Source organism: Microbispora sp. NPDC046973 (genome assembly GCF_040644495.1).
Taxonomy (GTDB): Bacteria; Actinomycetota; Actinomycetes; order Streptosporangiales; family Streptosporangiaceae; genus Microbispora.
Genome location: NZ_JBEYWQ010000003.1, coordinates 275,989 through 293,655 on the forward strand (window position 1 = coordinate 275,989; position 17,667 = coordinate 293,655).

The 17,667-nt window shown below is 74.2% G+C and carries 18 protein-coding genes; 13 read left to right on the forward strand and 5 right to left on the reverse strand.

The window, feature by feature from the left end:
* Positions 1-28: 28 nt before the first annotated feature.
* The 13 genes from ABZ860_RS08415 to ABZ860_RS08475 all read left to right on the forward strand — a co-directional run bounded on the left by ABZ860_RS08415 (position 29) and on the right by ABZ860_RS08475 (position 12,510).
* Positions 29-712, forward strand: coding sequence for a hypothetical protein (locus tag ABZ860_RS08415; protein ID WP_357216870.1), 684 nt, complete (start codon positions 29-31; stop codon positions 710-712).
* 1 nt (position 713) lies between these two features.
* Positions 714-1,505, forward strand: a complete 792-nt coding sequence (locus ABZ860_RS08420; protein ID WP_357216873.1) for a hypothetical protein — start codon at positions 714-716, stop codon at positions 1,503-1,505.
* A complete protein-coding gene (locus ABZ860_RS08425) occupies positions 1,502-2,821 on the forward strand; it encodes an ATPase, T2SS/T4P/T4SS family (protein ID WP_357216876.1) in 1,320 nt (439 codons plus the stop codon). Before ABZ860_RS08420 ends, ABZ860_RS08425 begins: the two co-directional genes overlap by 4 nt.
* Entirely contained in the window at positions 2,818-3,750 is a 933-nt protein-coding gene (locus ABZ860_RS08430; protein ID WP_357216879.1) for a type II secretion system F family protein, read from the forward strand. The genes ABZ860_RS08425 and ABZ860_RS08430 overlap by 4 nt, the downstream gene beginning before the upstream one ends.
* Entirely contained in the window at positions 3,747-4,781 is a 1,035-nt protein-coding gene (locus tag ABZ860_RS08435) for a type II secretion system protein (protein ID WP_357216881.1), read from the forward strand. Before ABZ860_RS08430 ends, ABZ860_RS08435 begins: the two co-directional genes overlap by 4 nt.
* Entirely contained in the window at positions 4,781-5,032 is a 252-nt protein-coding gene (locus ABZ860_RS08440; RefSeq protein WP_357216884.1) for a hypothetical protein, read from the forward strand. Before ABZ860_RS08435 ends, ABZ860_RS08440 begins: the two co-directional genes overlap by 1 nt.
* Positions 5,029-5,559, forward strand: coding sequence for a TadE/TadG family type IV pilus assembly protein (locus tag ABZ860_RS08445; protein ID WP_357216887.1), 531 nt, complete (start codon positions 5,029-5,031; stop codon positions 5,557-5,559). Before ABZ860_RS08440 ends, ABZ860_RS08445 begins: the two co-directional genes overlap by 4 nt.
* A gap of 20 nt (positions 5,560-5,579) precedes the next feature.
* Positions 5,580-5,945 carry a TadE/TadG family type IV pilus assembly protein gene (locus ABZ860_RS08450; protein ID WP_357216889.1) on the forward strand — a complete coding sequence of 122 codons (366 nt, stop codon included), beginning with the start codon at positions 5,580-5,582 and terminating at the stop codon, positions 5,943-5,945.
* Positions 5,946-6,094: 149 nt separating this feature from the next.
* A complete protein-coding gene (locus ABZ860_RS08455; RefSeq protein ID WP_193202419.1) occupies positions 6,095-6,496 on the forward strand; it encodes a pilus assembly protein TadG-related protein in 402 nt (133 codons plus the stop codon).
* Positions 6,493-9,843: a bacterial transcriptional activator domain-containing protein gene (locus ABZ860_RS08460; protein ID WP_357216892.1), complete on the forward strand. Its 3,351-nt coding sequence runs from the start codon at positions 6,493-6,495 to the stop codon at positions 9,841-9,843. Before ABZ860_RS08455 ends, ABZ860_RS08460 begins: the two co-directional genes overlap by 4 nt.
* A 128-nt stretch (positions 9,844-9,971) precedes the next feature.
* Positions 9,972-10,658 carry a hypothetical protein gene (locus ABZ860_RS08465; protein ID WP_357216895.1) on the forward strand — a complete coding sequence of 229 codons (687 nt, stop codon included), beginning with the start codon at positions 9,972-9,974 and terminating at the stop codon, positions 10,656-10,658.
* The gene (locus ABZ860_RS08470; RefSeq protein WP_357216897.1) at positions 10,655-11,617 is read left to right on the forward strand and encodes a hypothetical protein; all 963 of its coding nucleotides are present in this window, start codon (positions 10,655-10,657) and stop codon (positions 11,615-11,617) included. The genes ABZ860_RS08465 and ABZ860_RS08470 overlap by 4 nt, the downstream gene beginning before the upstream one ends.
* A gap of 161 nt (positions 11,618-11,778) precedes the next feature.
* On the forward strand, positions 11,779-12,510 hold the full coding sequence (locus tag ABZ860_RS08475) for a hypothetical protein (protein WP_357216899.1): 732 nt from the start codon (positions 11,779-11,781) through the stop codon (positions 12,508-12,510).
* Here ABZ860_RS08475 and ABZ860_RS08480 read toward each other — a convergent pair.
* The 5 genes from ABZ860_RS08480 to ABZ860_RS08500 form a co-directional block, all read right to left on the reverse strand.
* Positions 12,496-13,704 (reverse strand): histidine kinase, encoded by a 1,209-nt coding sequence (locus ABZ860_RS08480; RefSeq protein ID WP_357216902.1) that lies wholly within the window; start codon positions 13,702-13,704, stop codon positions 12,496-12,498. The two genes, ABZ860_RS08475 and ABZ860_RS08480, sit on opposite strands and share 15 nt — an antisense overlap.
* On the reverse strand, positions 13,701-14,366 hold the full coding sequence (locus ABZ860_RS08485) for a response regulator transcription factor (RefSeq protein WP_357216905.1): 666 nt from the start codon (positions 14,364-14,366) through the stop codon (positions 13,701-13,703). The genes ABZ860_RS08480 and ABZ860_RS08485 overlap by 4 nt, the downstream gene beginning before the upstream one ends.
* A gap of 164 nt (positions 14,367-14,530) precedes the next feature.
* Complete coding sequence (locus ABZ860_RS08490) at positions 14,531-15,025, reverse strand: methylated-DNA--[protein]-cysteine S-methyltransferase (protein WP_357216908.1); 495 nt, start codon at positions 15,023-15,025, stop codon at positions 14,531-14,533.
* Positions 15,022-16,545 (reverse strand): Ada metal-binding domain-containing protein, encoded by a 1,524-nt coding sequence (locus ABZ860_RS08495; protein ID WP_357216911.1) that lies wholly within the window; start codon positions 16,543-16,545, stop codon positions 15,022-15,024. The genes ABZ860_RS08490 and ABZ860_RS08495 overlap by 4 nt, the downstream gene beginning before the upstream one ends.
* Positions 16,546-16,700: 155 nt before the next feature.
* Positions 16,701-17,585 (reverse strand): NYN domain-containing protein, encoded by an 885-nt coding sequence (locus ABZ860_RS08500; protein WP_357216914.1) that lies wholly within the window; start codon positions 17,583-17,585, stop codon positions 16,701-16,703.
* Positions 17,586-17,667 lie beyond the last annotated feature (82 nt).

Sequence of the window (17,667 nt, forward strand, 5' to 3'; positions counted from 1 at the left end):
CGCCCTCATCCCTGGGAGTCCCCCACCCATGAGGATCAGCGAGAAGACGTCGCAGGACGGCCGGGCATCCGCGCGGCCGGGCCTGTCCGGGCCGGCCGCACGCAAGCTGCCCGTTCCGCCGAGGGAGCGCAAGCCCGCGCTCGCCGCGCTCGCCGTCCTCCTCATCCTGGGCGGCGCGCTGGCCACCACGCTGCTGGTCATGCGCAGCGGCGACCGCGTCTCGGCCGTGCAGATCACCCAGCAGGTGGGGGCCGGGCAGCTCATCCCGCTGTCCGCGATGCAGGAGGTGCAGATCGCCGACACCGGCGTCGACTACGTCCCCTGGCGGTTCAAGGACCAGGTGGCCACGACGTACGCCGCGGTGACGCTGCTGCCGGGCACGCTGCTCACCCAGCGCATGACCGCCACGACGACCGACCAGGTCGGGCCGGGCAAGGCCAAGGTGGGCCTGTCGCTCAAGGCCGGCCAGATGCCCACCGACCTCAAGTGGAGCGACGTCGTCCAGGTGATCTACGTGCCGGCCGCCGGCCGGGGGTCCGGCACCGCCCAGCAGAAGGTGCTGGCCACCGCCGCCCGGGTCGAGAGCGCCGGCACCGGGCGATCCGGCGGCGGGCTGGTCACGATCGTCGTCGACACGTCGATCGCGCCCGTCATCGCCCAGTACGCCTCCAGCGGGGAGATCGCCCTCGTCACGCTTCCGGGGGTCAAGTGACGTGGCGCTGATCGTGCTCGCCGCCGACAAGGGGGCGCCCGGCGTGACCACCGCGGCGACCGCCCTCGGCGCCGTGTGGCCCCGCCCTGTGCTGCTGGCCGAGTGCGATCCCTCCGGCGGCGACCTCGCCTACCGGCTGCCGGCCGACGACGGCGGCGTGCTGAACCCCGGGCGCGGCCTGCTCAGCCTCGGCGCGGTCGCGCGGCGCGGGCTCCACACCGAGCTGATCTACGAGCACACGCAGCGGCTCGTCGGCGGCCTCGACGTGCTGGCCGGCCTGACCAACGGCGAGCAGGCGGCCGGCCTCACCTGGCTGTGGGGCCCGCTCGGCCGGGCGTTCGCCGCGCTGCCGCAGGCCGACGTGCTCGCCGACTGCGGCCGGCTCGGGCTGCACCCCCAGATCGGGGACCTGGTGGCCGAGGCCGACCAAGTGGTGCTGTTCACCCGGGCCAGTCTCGACCACGTCGCCCACCTGCGCGAACGGCTGTCGCTGATCGGGCGGAAGGTCGGGGTCGTGGTGATCGCCGACCCCCGGTCGTACCGGTCGTCGATGGAGGAGATCCGGCGCATCGTCTCCGGCTGGGACGTCGCCTTCGTCGGCGGTCTCGCCTACGACCCGAAGGGCGCGGAACTGCTGCGCGGCCAGTGGGGCGGGCGGCTCGACCGCAGCCTCCTGATCCGTACGGCCAGGGAGCTGGCCACGCGCCTGGCCGCGCAACTGGCCGCGGGCGGCGAGACGACGGCGCCGCCCGTCGTCGGGCGGGCGAACCGGGAGCCGGAGGTGCGGTCGTGAACTCCCAGCGGCGGCCGATCGACCACGGCCTGGTGAAGCGGTTCCGGCAGGAGGTCGGCGACCGGCTGGCGCACCAGCGGCGGCTCGACCAGGCGAGCGGCGTGCCGCCGATGTCGGGGGAGGACGAGCGGCAGTTCGCCCGGGCGCTGATCGCGCAGGTGCTGGAGGAGCACGCGCGGAGCGAGATCGGCGTGGGGCGCACCCCGCCCACGGCCGAGGAGGAGGAGGCGCTGGCGGCGGGCATCCACGCCGCGCTGTTCGGCGTCGGCCGCCTCCAGCCGCTGCTCGACGACCCCGAGGTCGAGAACATCGACATCAACGGCTGCGACCGGGTCTTCGTCGGCTACGCCGACGGCCAGGAGCTCATGCACGACCCCGTCGCCGAGACCGACGAGGAGCTCATCGAGCTGATCCAGATCCTGGCGGCGTACTCGGGTCTGTCGTCGCGGCCGTTCGACACCGCCAACCCGCAGCTCGACCTGCGCCTGCCGGACGGCTCCCGCCTGTCGGCCGTCATGGACGTCACCGTGCGGCCGGCGCTGTCGATCCGCCGCGCCCGCCTCGGCAAGGTGTTCCTCAGCGACCTCGTCGGGAACGGCACGCTCACCCCCGAGCTGGGCCGCTTCCTCACCGCCGCCGTGGCCGCGCGGAAGAACATCATGATCGCGGGATCGACGAACGCGGGGAAGACCACGCTGCTGCGGGCGCTGGCCAACGAGATCCCGCCGCACGAGCGGTTGATCACGGTGGAGCGGGCGCTGGAGCTGGGGCTGGACCAGTTCCCCGAGCTGCACCCCAACGCGGTGGCCTTCGAGCACCGCCTGCCCAACGCCGAGGGGCAGGGCGAGATCACGATGGCCGAGCTGGTGCGCCGGTCGCTGCGCATGAACCCCTCGCGCGTGATCGTCGGCGAGGTGCTGGGCGACGAGATCGTCACGATGCTCAACGCGATGACCCAGGGCAACGACGGGTCGCTGTCGACGATCCACGCCAACTCCAGCATGGAGGTGTTCAACCGCATCGCGACCTACGCGCTGCAGGCCCAGGAACGGCTGCCGATCGAGGCCACCCACATGCTCATCGCCGGGGCCATCGACTTCGTGGTGTTCATCGAGAAGCGCAACGACTACCACCGGGGAGGCACCCTGCGGCGCTACGTGTCCAGCGTGCGGGAGGTCACGGGCTGCGACGGGCGGGTGCTGTCCTCGGAGGTGTTCGCCATGGCGGGCGACTACCTGGTGCCGCACGCCCCGATCTCCTGCGCGGACGAGCTGGCCGCCCACGGGTACGACCCGGCCCGGGGAGCGTGGCGATGAGCGGCCTGTTGCCGGCGCTGCCTCCGGGCGTCCTCGACCCCCTGGTGCTGCTGGCCGGGGCCGCGGCGGGCGGCGGGCTCTTCCTGCTCGCCCTGGCCCTGTACGGCCTGCGCCCCCGCCCGGCCACACCCGACGGCCGGGCCGAGCGGATGCGCCTGCTGCGCACCCTGTCCACGAGGTCGGCCATCGCGGCTGTGACGGGTGTCGTGGTGCTGGTGGTGACCGGCTGGCCGGTCATCGCCGCGGGAGCCGTACTGCTGGTGCTGGCCTGGCGGGGCTTCACCGGCGGCGCGGCGGAGGAGCGGGCCGCCATGCGGCGCCTTGAGGGCCTGGCGGCGTGGACGGAGTCGCTGCGCGACACGATCGCGGGCGCGGCCGGGCTCGAACAGGCCATCCCCTCCTCGATCCGGGCCGCGGCCCCCATGCTGCAACCGCACCTGCGGGCCCTGGTCGACCGGCTCCACACCCGGATGCCGCTCGCCGACGCGCTGCGGATGTTCGCCGACGAGCTGGACGACACCTCGGCCGACCTCGTCGTGGCGGCGCTGATCCTCAACTCGCGGCTGCGCGGGCCGGGCCTGCGCGACGTGCTGTCGGCCCTGGCGGTCTCGGCGCGCGAGGAGCTCGACATGCGCCGGCGCGTGGAGGCCGAGCGCAGGTCCACACGCAAGAGCGTGCAGATCGTGGTCGGCACCGCCCTCGCCTTCGCCGCCGCACTGGTCGTCTTCAACCGTTCGTACGTCGAGGAGTACAACTCCGTGCTCGGCCAGGCCGTGCTCGTCGTGGTGGCGGGCCTGTTCGGCGCGGGCTTCGCCTGGATGCGGCGGCTCGCCCGCTTCGACAAGCCGGCCAGGATCCTCGCCCCCTACCACCGCCCGCGCCCCGCGGCGGCCGCGCAGGCGCAGCCGCCGGCGGAGGTGATCAGATGATCGCGACGGTGGTCTGCGGAGCCGTGCTCGGCCTCGGGCTCTTCCTGCTGGTGCGGGCGCTGTTCCCGCCCCGGCCCGGCCTGACCGCCCGGCTCGCCGCGCTCGACCAGGCCCGCGACGGCAAGGGCGTGCCGCGTGCGCCGCTGATCGCGCCCGAGGAGGACGTCAGCGAGTTCCGCCGCATGCTCGGTCTGCGGCTGGCCCGGTTCTACGCGGCGCGCGGCTGGGAGGCTCGGTCGATCAAGGCCGACCTCGCGCTGCTCGGCAAGTCGTTCGAGGGGTTCCTCGCGACCAAGCTGCTGCTCGGGGTCTCGGGCCTGCTGGCGTTCCCGCTCCTCGTCGGCTGGCTCGCGCTGATGGGATGGGGCGTCTCGGTGCAGGTGCCGCTCTGGTCGGCCCTGGTCGTCTGCGTGATCTTCTTCCTGCTGCCGGACGCGCAGATCCGGCGGGACGCCGCCGTGCGGCGCCGCGACTTCCGGCACGCCGTGGGCGCCTTCCTCGACCTCGTGTCCATGAACCTCGCGGGCGGCAGGGGCGTGCCCGAGGCGCTGATGATGGCGGTCGCCGTGGGCAGTCCCGTCACCACGCCCGGGGCGCTGAACGGCGCCGTGAACGGCACCGTGAACGGCGCGGTGAACGGCGCCGCCTCGGCCGCCGCCACCGGGGCCGCGAACGGCGCGGGTCCCGCCCCCGGCGCCAACTGGGCGATGGAGCGCATTCGCGAGGCGCTGGCCAACGCCCGGATCGTCGGCATCACCCCCTGGCAGGCCCTCGGCCAGCTCGGCGACGAGATCAACGTGGACGAGCTGCGGGACCTGTCGGCCGCGCTCGGGCTCGTGGCCGACGACGGCGCCAAGGTCCGCGCCTCCCTCACGGCCCGCGCCGCCACCCTCCGCCGCCGCGAGCTCGCGGAGGTCGAGGGCAAGGCGGGCGAGCGGTCCCAGTCGATGCTCGTCGCCCAGCTCCTGCTGTGCGCGGGCTTCGTGATCTTCCTCTCTTTTCCCGCAGCCATGAAGATGTTGGGGGCCTGATGCTCTGGTTCCACTATCTGATCGCCGTGCTCCACGTACGGCTGGATCGCGCCAGGAACGCCCCGTCCAGGGGAGCCTCGGCGGTCGAATGGGTGATCATCACCGCCATCATCGCCGGAGTCGCGCTCGGCCTGGCCACGCTGATCAAGCAGTTGGTCGAGCAGAAGCAGTCCGACATCCAGAACAGCTTCAGCGGCGGCGGCTCCGGCGGCGGCGCGGGCGGCGGCGCCGGCGGAGGTAACGGAGAGTGACCGCACAGGGCGTGACCGGCCCCCGCGCCGTGTCCGCCGTGCGCCGCGAGCGGGGCGGGCGGAACGAGCGGGGCGGACGCGGCGAGCGGGCTCGGCGAGACGGGCGACGCGGGCAGGGCGGGCGTGGCGAGCGGGGCGCCACGGTGATCGAGCTTGCCATGCTCATGCCGATCGTGCTCGCCGTCGTGCTCCTGATCGTCCAGGTCACGCTCTGGTTCCACGGCCGCCAGGTCGCCGACGCGGCCGCGCGGGAGGGCGCGCGGATCGCCCGTGCGGGCGGCTCCGACGGCTGGCAGGAGGCGGCCGAGGGCAAGGCGCGGCAGATCGTGCAGGCGATCGGACCGCAGTTGCTGAAGAACGCCCAGGCGCAGGCGTGGGAGCAGGGCGACCAGCGCGGCGTGGAGGTGACCGGCAGCGCCGTGCAGGTGGTGCCGCTGCTGCCCGCGCTGACCTTCACGATCACGTCGCGCTTCGGCGGGCCCATCGAGTGCTTCCGCCCCGACGACGGCTCGGACGGCTGCGAATGACCCGGTCGGAGCGTGGGTCGATGACGGCCGAGACGGTCATGCTGGCCCCGCTGTTCCTGCTCTTCCTGCTGTTCCTCGTCGGCGCGGGCCGGATCGTGGAGGCCCAGGGGGAGGTCAACGGGGCCGCGCGGGACGCCGCCAGGGCCGCCTCCGTGCAGCGCACCGAGGCGGAGGCCGAGTCGGCCGCGAAGGAGGCCGCCGAAGCCGCGCTCTCCGGTGACTGCTCGCCGCAGGTGGACATGTCCGGCAGCGAATGGAAGATGGACGGCTTCGTCCGGATGACCGTGACCTGCGAGCTGAACCTCGACTTCCTCGGGTTCGGCGGCACCAAGCAGATGTCGGGCACCTCGGTCGTGCCGCTCGAACGGTATCGGAGGGTGCAGTGACCCCGCCGCGTCCGTGTCGCCGGTGCGGTTCGCGTGTCCGCGACCGCCGGGCCGCTCCGCGTCTCGCCCGAGACACGACGACCGTGCCGTGCGCCCTGATGAGGGCGCGGGCCGCCGCCGGAGGCCGGCGGTCGGGGGAGCGGGGCTCCATGTCGGTGTTCGTGGTCCTCTTCTCGGGGGTGGTGTTCCTGCTGGCCGGGCTGCTGGTCGACGGCGGGGCCGCCATGAACGCCCGCCTCAAGGCCGCCGACATCGCCGAGCAGGCCGCGCGCGCCGCCGCCGACCAGATCGACGTCGAGACCCTGCGGGCGACCGGCCAGGTGCGCCTGCTCGCCGACGAGGGCGCGGTGTGCGGCGAGGCCGAGAAGATCACGGCGGACCAGGGGGCCGACGGCGTGCGCATGACCGAGTGCACCGTGGGCGGCGGCCAGGCGGACGTCACGGTGGCGGTGTCGGTCCATTGGGACGCCTTCTTCCTGTCCGCGCTGGGCTTCGCCGGCTCCGACATGGAGGCCGAGGCCACGGCCGCTCCTGATCCGGGGGAGGCGTGACAGGGACACGGCCGCCGGGCGGCCGGCGGGAGGAGTTCGACCGCGAGCCCCAGCGAGGGCGAGGGCGGGGGGCCGGGCGCGGGGTTCCGGCAGGCGGCGCCCCCGGCCGGGATCCGCGCGCCGATCGCGAGGTCGTGGGAGGCGGCACGCCCGGGCGGGGCCCGCGACCGCGTCCCGAGGGCATGCCGTCCGTGCTGGGGCCGCAGCGGGCGCCCGAGCACTGGCACGACGACCGGCCCGCACGGCTGCGGACCCGGCGTACGGCCGGGGACGTCCTCGCCGGCCTCGGGGCCCTGGTCGCGCTGGTGGGCCTGGTCGGCGGCGTGCCGTACGCGTTGCTCCGGCTGGCAGGTCCGCCGATCAGCGGCGACCTGCTGAACGCCGACCTGTTCACCAGCCAGGTCGGCCCCGAGACGATCATCGCGATCCTGATCCTCCTGGTGTGGCTGGCCTGGCTGCAGCTGTTCCTGTGCGTGGTCGTCGAGGTCTACGCGGGGCTGCGGCGGGTCGGCATGCCGGCCAGGGTGCCGCTGTCGGGCGGCACCCAGGCGCTGGTGAACCGCCTGGTCTCCGCCGTGCTGCTGCTGTTCACCGCGACCGCCGTGGCGGTGCCCCTCGCCCGCGCGGGCGCCCCGGCCCCGATCCGGCCGCAGATCGCGGCGCTGTCGGCGCCGGTGCCGCAGGCCGAGGCGGAGCGACCGGCCCTGCACGCCAGGGAGGTCAAGAAGGTCTACGTGGTCCAGCCTCCGCACGGGCGCCACCACGAGAGCCTGTGGGAGATCGCGGAGAAGTGCCTGGGGGACGGGCGCCGCTATCCGGAGATCTACCGGCTCAACCAGCACAAGGAGCAGCCCGACGGCAGCCGGCTGCACATGGCCGACCTCATCCGTCCCGGCTGGGTGCTCGACATGCCGGACGACGCCAGGAACGTCCACATCGTGCCGGTGGACGAGGACCGGCCGGAGATCCTGAAGGAGCACCGCCACGCGCCCGCCGAACTCGACGGCGACACCCGGTACGCCGGGGGAGGGGCGAGCGGCGGCGACGTCCACGCCGACCGGCACGCGACACCGGACCGGCACGCGACGCCGGACCCGCGTCCCACCGGCGGTTCGCACACCGGAGGCACGACGGGCAGCGAGGGGGACACCACCCGCCCGGACCAGGGATCCGGCGACGGCGCCCGGCCCGGCGACCCGGGCCACGAGCGCGGCAGGGCGACGCCCGAGCCGGGCAAGCCGGGGATCGTGCTGCCGCCGCCCGCGATGCCGCAGGACACCCCGTCGGAGCCGAGGGGCCGGACCGGCGACGTGAAGGACACGCCCGCCACCACCAGCGCGAAGCCCACCCCGCGTCCGATCATCACGACCACCGTCAAGCCCGCGATCGCGCCCTCGGAAGCGGGTCACCAGACCTCCGGCGAGCGGCAGGGCGGGCCGGTCCTCGCCGACTACCTGGCGGCCTCGTCGCTGGCGGCGGCCGGGCTGCTGGCCCTGCTCGGCCGCAGGCGGCGCGAGCAACTGTGGCGCCGGGCCTTCGGGTGGCGCATCGCCCGGCCGCGCGGAGACGCCGCCGAGGCCGAGGTCGCCATCCGCCTCGGCGCCGACGCCCCCGGCAGCCGCATGCTCGACATCGGCCTGCGCCTGCTCGGCCGCCTGCTGGCCGACGCCGACCGGCGCCCTCCGACGATCTACGCCGTCCACCTGTCCAACCGGGGCCTCGACCTGTGGATCCACCCGGCCGAACACGATGCGCCGGAGCCGTGGGAGGCCTGCGACGACGGGCAGGTGTGGCGCCTTCCGGCCCACGAGGGACGCCGCATCGACGAGCACGTGCTGGCCGGAGTGCCCGCGCCCTATCCCGGGCTGGTCTCGCTCGGCACCGGGCAGGGCGGACGCGTCCTGGTCGACCTCGAGGCCGCCCACGGCGTAATCGCGATCACCGGGGCGCACACCGTCGCCGCGCTGTCGGCGCTCGCCGTCGAACTGGCCACCAACCGTTGGTCCGACCAGATGCGCATCACGCTCGTCGGCTTCGGCGAGGAGCTGACCCTGCTCGCACCCGAGCGGATCAGGACGGCGGGCAGCCTGGCCGAGGTGCTGCCGGAGTTCGAGGAGCGTGCCCGCTACGACGGCGACGTGCTCACCGGCCGGGTCCACAGCCGCGTGGCCGACCCCGCGTACACCCCGCACTACCTCCTGTCGGCCATCCGCCCCGACGAGGACGAGGCGCGCCGCCTGGCGCTGCTCGGCAAGGGCACGCGTACGGCGAGCGGCTTCGTGATCGCGGGGGAGGTGCCGCACGCCACCTGGACGTGGGAGGTCACCGACGACGGCCGGGCCCGCGTGGACGCGCTGGGCCTGAACATCGAGGCCCACCTGCTGCCGCGCCGGCACTACGACGCCGTGATCAGCCTGTTCCGCACTGCTAGGCAGCAGGAGGGCGAGCCGCTCACCCCGGTGGTGGAACGGCTGAGCGAGGAGCCGCCGTCCATCGAGGTGCGCATCCTCGGCCCGATCGAGATCAGCCCGGTGAACCCGCTCGAAGAGGGCCGCGCGGCACTCGCCCACGAACTCGTCGTCTACCTGGCCACCCACCCGGACGGAGTGCACCCGGCCGTGCTGGCCGGCGTGCTGTGGCCGCGCGGCGTGCAGCTCGCGGTGCGCGACGCCACGATCGCCCGGGTCGCCGAGTGGCTCGGTCGCGACGCCGAGGGACGTCCCCACCTGTTCCTCGACCGGTCCGGGCGCCTGCGGCTCGGGCCGGAGATCCGTACGGACTGGCGGCTGTTCCAGGACCTCGTGCGGCAGGCCGGCGAGTGGGCCGACGCCGCCGATCCCGCTCACGGCAGGCCCGGCGACATGGAGGCCGGCCTGCTGGAGCGGGCGCTCAATCTGGTGCGCGGCCCGCTGCTGAACGGCAGGCCGCCCGACCGGTACGCCTGGCTGGCGGCCGACCCCCTGGAGTACGACGTGACGGCCTGGGTGGCGGACGCCGCCCACGCGCTGTGCGAGATTCGGCTGGCCCGCCACGACCCGCACGGCGCGGTGGCGGCGGCCCGGGCCGGGCTGCTGCTGGCCGCCGACGACGAGGGGCTGTGGCGCGACCTGCTCCGGGCGGCGCACGCCACGGGGGAGCCCGTCCGGCTGCGGGCGGTCGTCGACGGCCTGCTGCGGCGCGCCACCTCCCACCCGTACGGCGGCGGGATGGCGCCGGAGACGGAGGCGCTCATGGACGAGTTGCTGCCCGACTGGCGCAGGACGGTCTCTCCCGACCTCAGAAACCCGACCCCCAGAAATCCGAACCTCGGAAACCCGGCGGACCTCAGAACCTCACGTCTCGCCTGATCGGAGCCCCAATGCCAGGGACGTCCCCCTCCGAATCATGCCGATCCACGCATAGCGCTGGCTCGTCCCCGACGGCCGTTCCTATGGTGACGGCGGCGGGGGATCGCGTACTGCGGAGGACTCCGGTGATGCGTCCAGGACTCGCCCCGGCGGCGGCGCCGCTCGCCTCGGCCCGCACGCTGCTCCTGGTGGTCTGCACGCTGCTCGTCTCGGCGTGCGCCCCGCCGGACGCGGACCGCGGCTTCACCCCGGGCGGCGGCGTGGAGCCCGCCGCGGCCGCGGCCTCGGGAACGCCGGGCCGGCAGCCGGGCACCGAGACGGTCACGGCGGCGCCCGGGCTGACGATCGAGATCGAGTGGCCGCTCGAGCCCGACCCGAAGCGGTCGGCCGTGATCAAGGCGTTCGCCGGCGACTTCACGGCACAGTGGCGGGCCGTCGGCACCTCCGGCGGCGACCGCTCGTACGTGAAGGGGATCGACGCCGAGTCGTCCGCCTACATGGACGCCGTCACCTGGGTGCAGGGGTTCCTCAAGGACGGGCAGTCGGCCCGGGGCGTGGCCAGGCTCTACGCCCTGCGGGTGCCTTCCGTCGTGGGACGCGGGGCGGAGGCCGACGGCTGCGTCGACCTGACCGGCGTGCGGCTGACCGACCGGGAGGGCACCCCGCTGGCCCGTCAGCCCGCCTGGCTCAAACGCCCGCGGGCGGTCTTCCTGCAGACCGCCGGCCTGGGGCACGGCGACGACGGCGTCTGGCGGATCCGGCTCTACCGCCATGCGGACTATCCGGACGAGCGCGCGAAGGAGTGCGTGAGATGAGGGCCATTGCTGTGACGTCCCTGCTGGCGGGGGCTCTGCTCGCGGTGTGCGCGCCACCCGCCGCCGCCGATCCGGACGTCGGGGCGCACGGCGAGGCGTTCCAGAAGGGCAACACGGCCGGCGTCAGGCTGACCAACTCCAAGGTCGGCCTGTCCGGCAACGGCCTCGGCGGCAAGAGCGACGGCTACCGGATGCCCCGCCCCTGCTGGTACGAGCCGAACAGCTCGGCCGACGACATGCGCAACCTCCAGGCGCAGCAGAAGAAGCAGGCGGTGGAGGCGGGGCTGGACTACGACGTCGATCTCGACAAGTTCGGCGGCAAGATCGGCGACAAGGGTCAGTGGTGGGGAGTCGCCTACGACGCCGGCAACCCGGACGGACCCTCCTGCGCCGCCGGACTCGAGCCGCTCGTCTGGGTGCCCGAGGGGACCACCCCCGCCGGCGGCATCACGCTGGAGCAGCTCATGCAGATCGCCCGGGCCGCGCTGACCGTGCCGGAGCCGAAGATCAAACTGAGCCCGGACGCCAAGAGCTACGTCAACCTGGGGACCTGGGTGTGGCTGGACGGTGCGGAGGCGGCGCCCCGGTCCGTCACCGCCACGCTGCCGGGGGTCATGTCCGCCACCGTCACGGCGACGCCGGACCACCTCGAGATCAAGTCCGGCACCAGCGGCGACCGCGCCGAGGTGTACGACAAGGGATGCGGCGCCACCGGCAAGCCGTACGTGAAGGGCGCCGACAAGAGCGGAGACGACAAGCCCGAGTGCGGCGTCGTCTACCTGCACTCCTCGATCGACCAGCCGGGCAAGGTCTACACGCTCACCGTGACGAGCGTCTGGAACGTCGCCGGCAACGGCAACCAGGGCGGCCAGGTCGTCCCGTTCGCGTACGACCCGATCCAGGTGGCGGCGACCAGGGACGTGCCCGTCGGCGAGGTCCAGAGCATCGTCAAGGACTGACGTGCCTCAGCCCGCGAGGCGTACGGCTACGCGGGCGCGCGTACGGGGATCGGTGGAACGGCGGTCGGTCCCGTGGGGGACGACCCGCCCGCGGGCCGGCGCATACCTTCCCCAGACCCCGGCCGATCCGCGGCCGGGGCCGGACAGAAGGGGGAGCTCCCATGCCGGTGCTCTCGAATCCGCGCACGTTCCGCCGATGGGCGGCGGGGCTGTGCCTGCTCGCCGCCCCGCTCGTCTACGTCGCGGGAGTGCTCGCCGACCCGGCGCTGCGCGAGGGCGGCGACGCCGTCGGGGCGTACGGACGCCACCCCGGCCAGGTCGCGCTCAGCGCCTCGCTCCTGCACTGGAGCTGGGTGCTTCTGGTGCCCGGGATCGTGGGGATGGTTCACCTGATCCGCCACCGCGGCGTCGTGTTCGGGCATCTCGCGGGAGGTCTGGCGCTGCTCGGCGTGGTCAACTTCTCCGCGCTGATGCTCGGCGACGTCTTCTACGCGCGTCTGGAGCGGGCGCTGCCGCCGGAGCAGGGCGCGCGCATCGGGGACGAGGCGTTCGCCGACGCCGGAGCCCGCTTCGGGTTCCAGCTGCCCGGCTTCGCCGGGCTGGCCGGCCTGTTCCTGCTGGGCCTCGCGCTCGCCCACGCCCGGCGCGCGCCCTGGTGGGCTCCGTTCGCGCTGATCGCGGGTGTCTTCGGGACGCCGGTCTTCCCGCTGGGCACGGTCGCCGGTGGACTGCTCTATCTGGCCGGCGCCGGGGTGATCGGGCTCAGGATGCTGCGCATGACCGACGACGAGTGGGCCGGTGAGGCCGCCGCGCCGGGAACGGGCGCCGGTCGTGACGAGGGCGCGGGTCAGCCCGGGACGGCGGGGCCGGTCGCGGGGTCACTCCCAGGATGAGCCGCCGGCGGCGGGATCGACGGCGGAGCCGGTGAGCGGGAACCGCGCCCGCACCTCGTATCCGCCCGCCGGGGTGGGGCCGGCGGTCAGCTCGCCCCCGTGCATCGCCGTACGCTCGCGCATGCCGATCAGCCCGTGCCCGCCTCCGCCGTCCGGGGCGGGGCGGGCCTGCGCCCCGTCGTTCGCGACCGCGATGAGCAGCTCGTCGACGGCGTAGTGAACGGCGACGTCGATCGTCGCGGCGTGGGCGTGCTTCAGCGCGTTCGTCAGGGACTCCTGGATGACCCGGTAGGCGGAAAGATCGAGCCCCGGGGGCAGCGGCCGGCGTTCGCCGGTGACGCGCAGCCGTACGACGGGACCCGCCTCCGCCACCTGAGACACCAGCTCGTCCACCCGGTCGAGACCCTTTCGCGACGCCTCCGGCGCGTCGGTCTGCGTGGCGCGCAGCATGCCCAGCATGTGCCCGAGCTCCTCGACCGCCTCGCGTCCGGCCTGCTCGACGGCGAGCAGCAGACCGCGCTCGCGGGCGCGGTCGTCCCCGAGGAGCCTGCGCACCCCGCCCACGTTCAGCGTCATCAGGCTCACGTTGTGGGAGACGATGTCGTGGAGCTCCCTGGCGATGCGGGAGCGCTCCTCGGCCACCGCCCACCGCGCGCGCAGCTCGCGCTCGGCTTCGAGCCGTGCCGCCTGTGCGGCCAGCCGTCTCGTCCGGTCTGCCTGCCGCCGCAGCAGGATGCCGCTGCCGTACGCGACCCCGACGAAGATGGCGCCGATGAGCACCTCGGCGACGTCGTTGTCCTGCAGCGTCTGCAGGTGCGCGTACGCGACGAGCACGCACCCGAGCCCCGCGACCCCTCGGCGGCTGCGGGGTTCCGCCGCGCCGGCCACGGTGTGGACGAGGATCAGCGTGGAGTAGAAGTGCCACGCCGCGTAGTACTCGGCGCCGCCCGCCACCCGGACCGCGTACCCGATCGCGGTCAGCACGAGGAGCGCGCTCGCGGGGAACCGGCGCCGGAAGAGCAGCACCAGCCCGGCGGCGAGCGCGCCCGCCGCGTAGGGGACGGGGTCGGCGATCTGGCCGGGGGCCGTCCCCCGGCGGCCGAACGACTCGACCTGACCGGCGACCGCCTCGGCGAGGGAGAGCAGGACGTCGAGCCGGGAGGGCCGCCAGCCGCCGGCGAACAGCCTTGTCACGGCCGGGACCGGTGTCCCGGCCGGACCACCCCGGCCTCGTAGGCGAACACGACCGCGTGGACGCGGTCGTGCAGGCCGAGCTTGTGCAGGATGCGTGCGACGTGGGTCTTGACCGTCGCCTCTCCGATGCGCAGTTCCCCCGCGATCTGGGAGTTGGACAGGCCGTGGGCGAGCATCCGCAGCACCTGGAGCTCACGCTCGGTGAGCGCGGCCAGCTCGTCGTACGCCCCGGGCTCGGGCAGGTCGGCGAACGCGGTGATCAACCGGGGGGCGACGGCGGGGTCGATCAGCGCCTCGCCGGCCGCCGCCGCCCGCACCGCCCTGACCAGATGCTCGGGGGGAGAGGTCTTGAGCAGGAAGCCGTGCACCCGGCTCCGCAGCGAGGCGTGCAGGTTCTCGTCGGTGTTGAAGGTCGTCAACATGACGATCCTCGGCGGTCGCGGGTCGCCGAGAAGCCGCCTGGCCGCGCCGATTCCGTCGAGACCGGGCATCGCGATGTCCATCAGCAGGACGTCGGGCCGCAGCCGCCGGGCCGCCGCCACGGCGTCGAAGCCGTCCGCCGCCTCCGCGACGACCTCGATCCCCGGCTCGGACTCGGCGACCAGCCGCAGCCCGGCCCTGATCATGGCCTGGTCGTCGGCGATCACCAGGGTGATGGTCACCGGAGGCTCCCCTCGTCGGCGGTAGGGCCGCAGCGTAGCCATACCGCGAGCGGGCGGGCGTCCCCCGGCGACGCGACCCGGCGCACACGGCGGTCCTCCACCTGGCGGACCGGGCGTCCCTCCGCCGGATGACCCGTCCCCCGGACCTCGGCCCTGCGGGCAGGTCAGGCGCGGGACTCGTGGGCGACCAGCCACTCCTTGACCGGCGTGCCGTACAAGTAGCTTCCGTAGCCGCCGGTCGAGGGCAGCACGCGGTGGCATGGCACGAACGGCGCGATCAGGTTCTGCGCGCAGGCCGACCCCGCGGCCCGCGCGGCCGTCCTCGGCAGCCCCGCCTTCTCCGCGAGCTGCGCGTACGACACGGTGGTCCCGGCGGGCACGGAGCGCAGCGCCTCGTACAGGCGCTGCCTCGTGGGCGTGCCGGGCTGCTCCACGGGGATCCGGTCGAGCGCGTCGATCTTCCCGTCGAGGTACTCCCGCACGGCCTCGGCCGCGTCGCCGAGATCGCCCTCCCGCAGGGGAAGCGCCCGCAGGGACGGCGAGAGCCGGGCGAACATCTCGCGGGGGTCGGCGGTGAAACCGGCCGCGACCAGCACGCCGTCGCGGGCGAGCAGAGCGAGGGGGGCCACCGGGGTGGGCACGGTCTGCGTGATGATCATCTGTTGCGTCCTCGTGGTGTGGTGTCTGGGTTGTCGGAGGCGTGGCTCCACAGGTGGAGCGCGGCGTACGCGCGCCAGGGCCGCCATCGTTCGGCCTCGCCCGCGGCGACGCCGAGCCGTTCCATCGTCCTGCGCAGCACGAGGTCGCCCTCGGGCCACGCGTCCGGGTCGCGCAGCGCGCGCAGCGCGATGTAGCCGGCCGTCCACGGGCCGATGCCGGGGATCTCCAGCAGCCCGGCGGTGGTGTCGGCGGGGTCGCCCGCGCCGTCGAGGTCGATCGCGCCGGAGGCCACCGCCTCGGCAAGCGCCCTGATCGTGGCGACCCTGCGGGTGGTGAGCCCGAGGCCGTCCAGGTCGGCCGCGGCGAGCCGGTCGGCCGTGGGGAACAGCAACGGCACCTGGCCGGTCGCGGTCGCGTCCGGAGTCCCGTTCTCGTCGACCGGACTGTCGGGGACGGCGGGGACGCCGGCCCGGGCGGCGATGCGGCCGAGCAGGGTGCGGGCCCCGGCCACCGAGATCTGCTGCCCGACGACCGCCCGCACCGCCAGCTCGAACCCGTCGTACGCTCCCGGCACGCGCAGCCCGGGACGGGCCGCGACCAGCGGCGCGAGCGACGTCGAACCGAGGATCTCCCGCACCGCGCCGGGGTCGGCGTCGAGGTCGAGCAGGCGGCGGCAGCGGGCCACCAGCCGGGAGAGCAGGTGCGTCTCGGTGGTCCGCACCGTGAGCAGGACGTGTCCGGCGGCGGGCCGCAGCGTGATCGAGCCGCCCGGCACGGCCCGCGTGTAGGCCGTGACGTCGTCCCCCGACCGGCAGACCGCCTCCACCGAGGGGATCGCCCTGGCGCCGAGGAACCGCAGCACCGACTGCGCGTCGTACGGCTCGCGGTGGCCGAGCCGCAGCGTGAGCCCGGTCGTGAGGGCGACCGGACCCCCCTTCTCGTGCATCGGCCCGTTGGTCTTGCGCAGCTCTCCCGGCGCGAAGCCGTACGACTCCTTCATCGCCGCGTTGAACTGGCGCACGCTGCCGAACCCGGCGGCGAACGCGACGTCGGTGATCGGCAGGGTGGTCTCGGTGAGCAGCTGCTTGGCGAGCAGCAGCCGCCGGGTGCGGGCGACGGCGAGCGGCCCGGTGCCGAGCTCGGTGGCGAACAGGCGGTGCAGATGCCGCTCGGTCACGTGCAGGCGGCGGGCCAGCCCGGCGACGCCGGACTCGTCGGCCACCCCGTCGTCGATCAGCCGCAGCGCGCGTCCGACCAGGTCGGCGCGGACGTCCCAGCCGGGGTCGCCCGGGCTGAGCTCCGGACGGCAGCGGCGGCAGGGCCGGAACCCCGCGGCCTCGGCCGCGGCGGCGTGCCGGTAGAAGCGGACGTTGCCCCGGGCGGGGGTGCGGGCGGGACAGATCGGGCGGCAGTAGATCCCGGTGGTGGTGACAGCCGTGTAGAAACGCCCGTCGAAGCGGGAGTCCCGCGCGGAGACGGCGAGGTAGCACGCGTCGAAGTCGAGCTGTCGTGTGGTCACGTAGACGACGTTATGCGCTGGCCACCGATGCGGGCTGGCGGAAATCGGACGCGGCCGTCTGGGAGCCCGACAGCGCGGAGGGGTCTCGCGCGAGACCGGGCGGTGAGCCTGGAGTGCTCCCGCGCGAGCTGGGACGCTGGATCAGAACGCCGGCGTCACTTGCTGGAGATGCCGACCCCGAGGTCGAACTCGCGGTAGACCCGGGCCCAGAAACCGTCGCGCAGCCACACGCGCGCCTCCGGGTAGGGCCGAAGAGAGTGGCCGAGCTCCTTCTCGGCCTCGATGAGCAGTTCGGTGTCGATGACCGTGGGCAGCAGCGGGCCCGGCAGCAGGTCGCGGATGTTGTCGCGGCCTCGCGTCAGTATCCATTTCTGGGCCACATGCTCGCCGACCTCCTCCACGCGGGGCCGGCCCGGGCCCAGCTTGGCGACCTGGCCGACGGGCGCCTTCGGCGGCATCGGCTTGACCGTACGGCCCGCGAAGACCTGGGCGGGCGACGGCGTGGGCGGCACGGGCACGGGCACCGGCGCGCGGGTGAAGAACGGGCGCAGGAAGTCGGCGCTCAGGATCTCGACGGTGTCCGACTCCCAGACGAGCCGCTCGGCCTGGTTGGTCCCGAACGGCGGCTCGACCCCCCACAGGTGGATGCGCACGCCGTACGCCTGCGCGGCCTCCACGGCGGGCACCATGTCCTCGTCCCCGGCGATCAGCACGGTGTCGCTCACGGCGTGGTGGCGGGCGAGGGCCTCGAGGTCGCTGCGGATCTGCGCGTCCACACCCTTCTGCTGGCCACGGGCGTTCAGGTTGCCCAGCCTGACCTTGACCCAGGGCAGCTGGGCGATCACACGCTGGTCCACGGTGGGCACGCGGTCACGGGCGGCGTCGTACCAGTAGACGCGCAGCAGCTCGCCCGGAATGCGTTCGAGCGCGTGCTTCTGCAGCGCCTGGATCAGCTCGTCCGCCGCGACGCGGTACTCCTTACGCTCCTTGGCGCCTAAGAGAACTTCACCGGCGGCCGCGTAAAGGTAACCGACGTCCACGAGAACGGCATACTTTGCGGCAATGCCATGTGCGCTGAAGTCCGGGATGGCCATGGTGTCCTCCTGGACTCGTCACTAGTTG

Coding starts and splice junctions, on each gene's coding strand:
- ABZ860_RS08415 (WP_357216870.1), top strand. CDS start 29: ATGAGGATCAGCGAGAAGACGTCGCAGGACGGCCGGGCATCCGCGCGG.
- ABZ860_RS08430 (WP_357216879.1), top strand. CDS start 2,818: ATGAGCGGCCTGTTGCCGGCGCTGCCTCCGGGCGTCCTCGACCCCCTG.
- ABZ860_RS08435 (WP_357216881.1), top strand. CDS start 3,747: ATGATCGCGACGGTGGTCTGCGGAGCCGTGCTCGGCCTCGGGCTCTTC.
- ABZ860_RS08440 (WP_357216884.1), top strand. CDS start 4,781: ATGCTCTGGTTCCACTATCTGATCGCCGTGCTCCACGTACGGCTGGAT.
- ABZ860_RS08450 (WP_357216889.1), top strand. CDS start 5,580: ATGACGGCCGAGACGGTCATGCTGGCCCCGCTGTTCCTGCTCTTCCTG.
- ABZ860_RS08455 (WP_193202419.1), top strand. CDS start 6,095: ATGTCGGTGTTCGTGGTCCTCTTCTCGGGGGTGGTGTTCCTGCTGGCC.
- ABZ860_RS08465 (WP_357216895.1), top strand. CDS start 9,972: ATGCGTCCAGGACTCGCCCCGGCGGCGGCGCCGCTCGCCTCGGCCCGC.
- ABZ860_RS08470 (WP_357216897.1), top strand. CDS start 10,655: ATGAGGGCCATTGCTGTGACGTCCCTGCTGGCGGGGGCTCTGCTCGCG.
- ABZ860_RS08475 (WP_357216899.1), top strand. CDS start 11,779: ATGCCGGTGCTCTCGAATCCGCGCACGTTCCGCCGATGGGCGGCGGGG.
- ABZ860_RS08490 (WP_357216908.1), bottom strand. CDS start 15,025: ATGATCATCACGCAGACCGTGCCCACCCCGGTGGCCCCCCTCGCTCTG.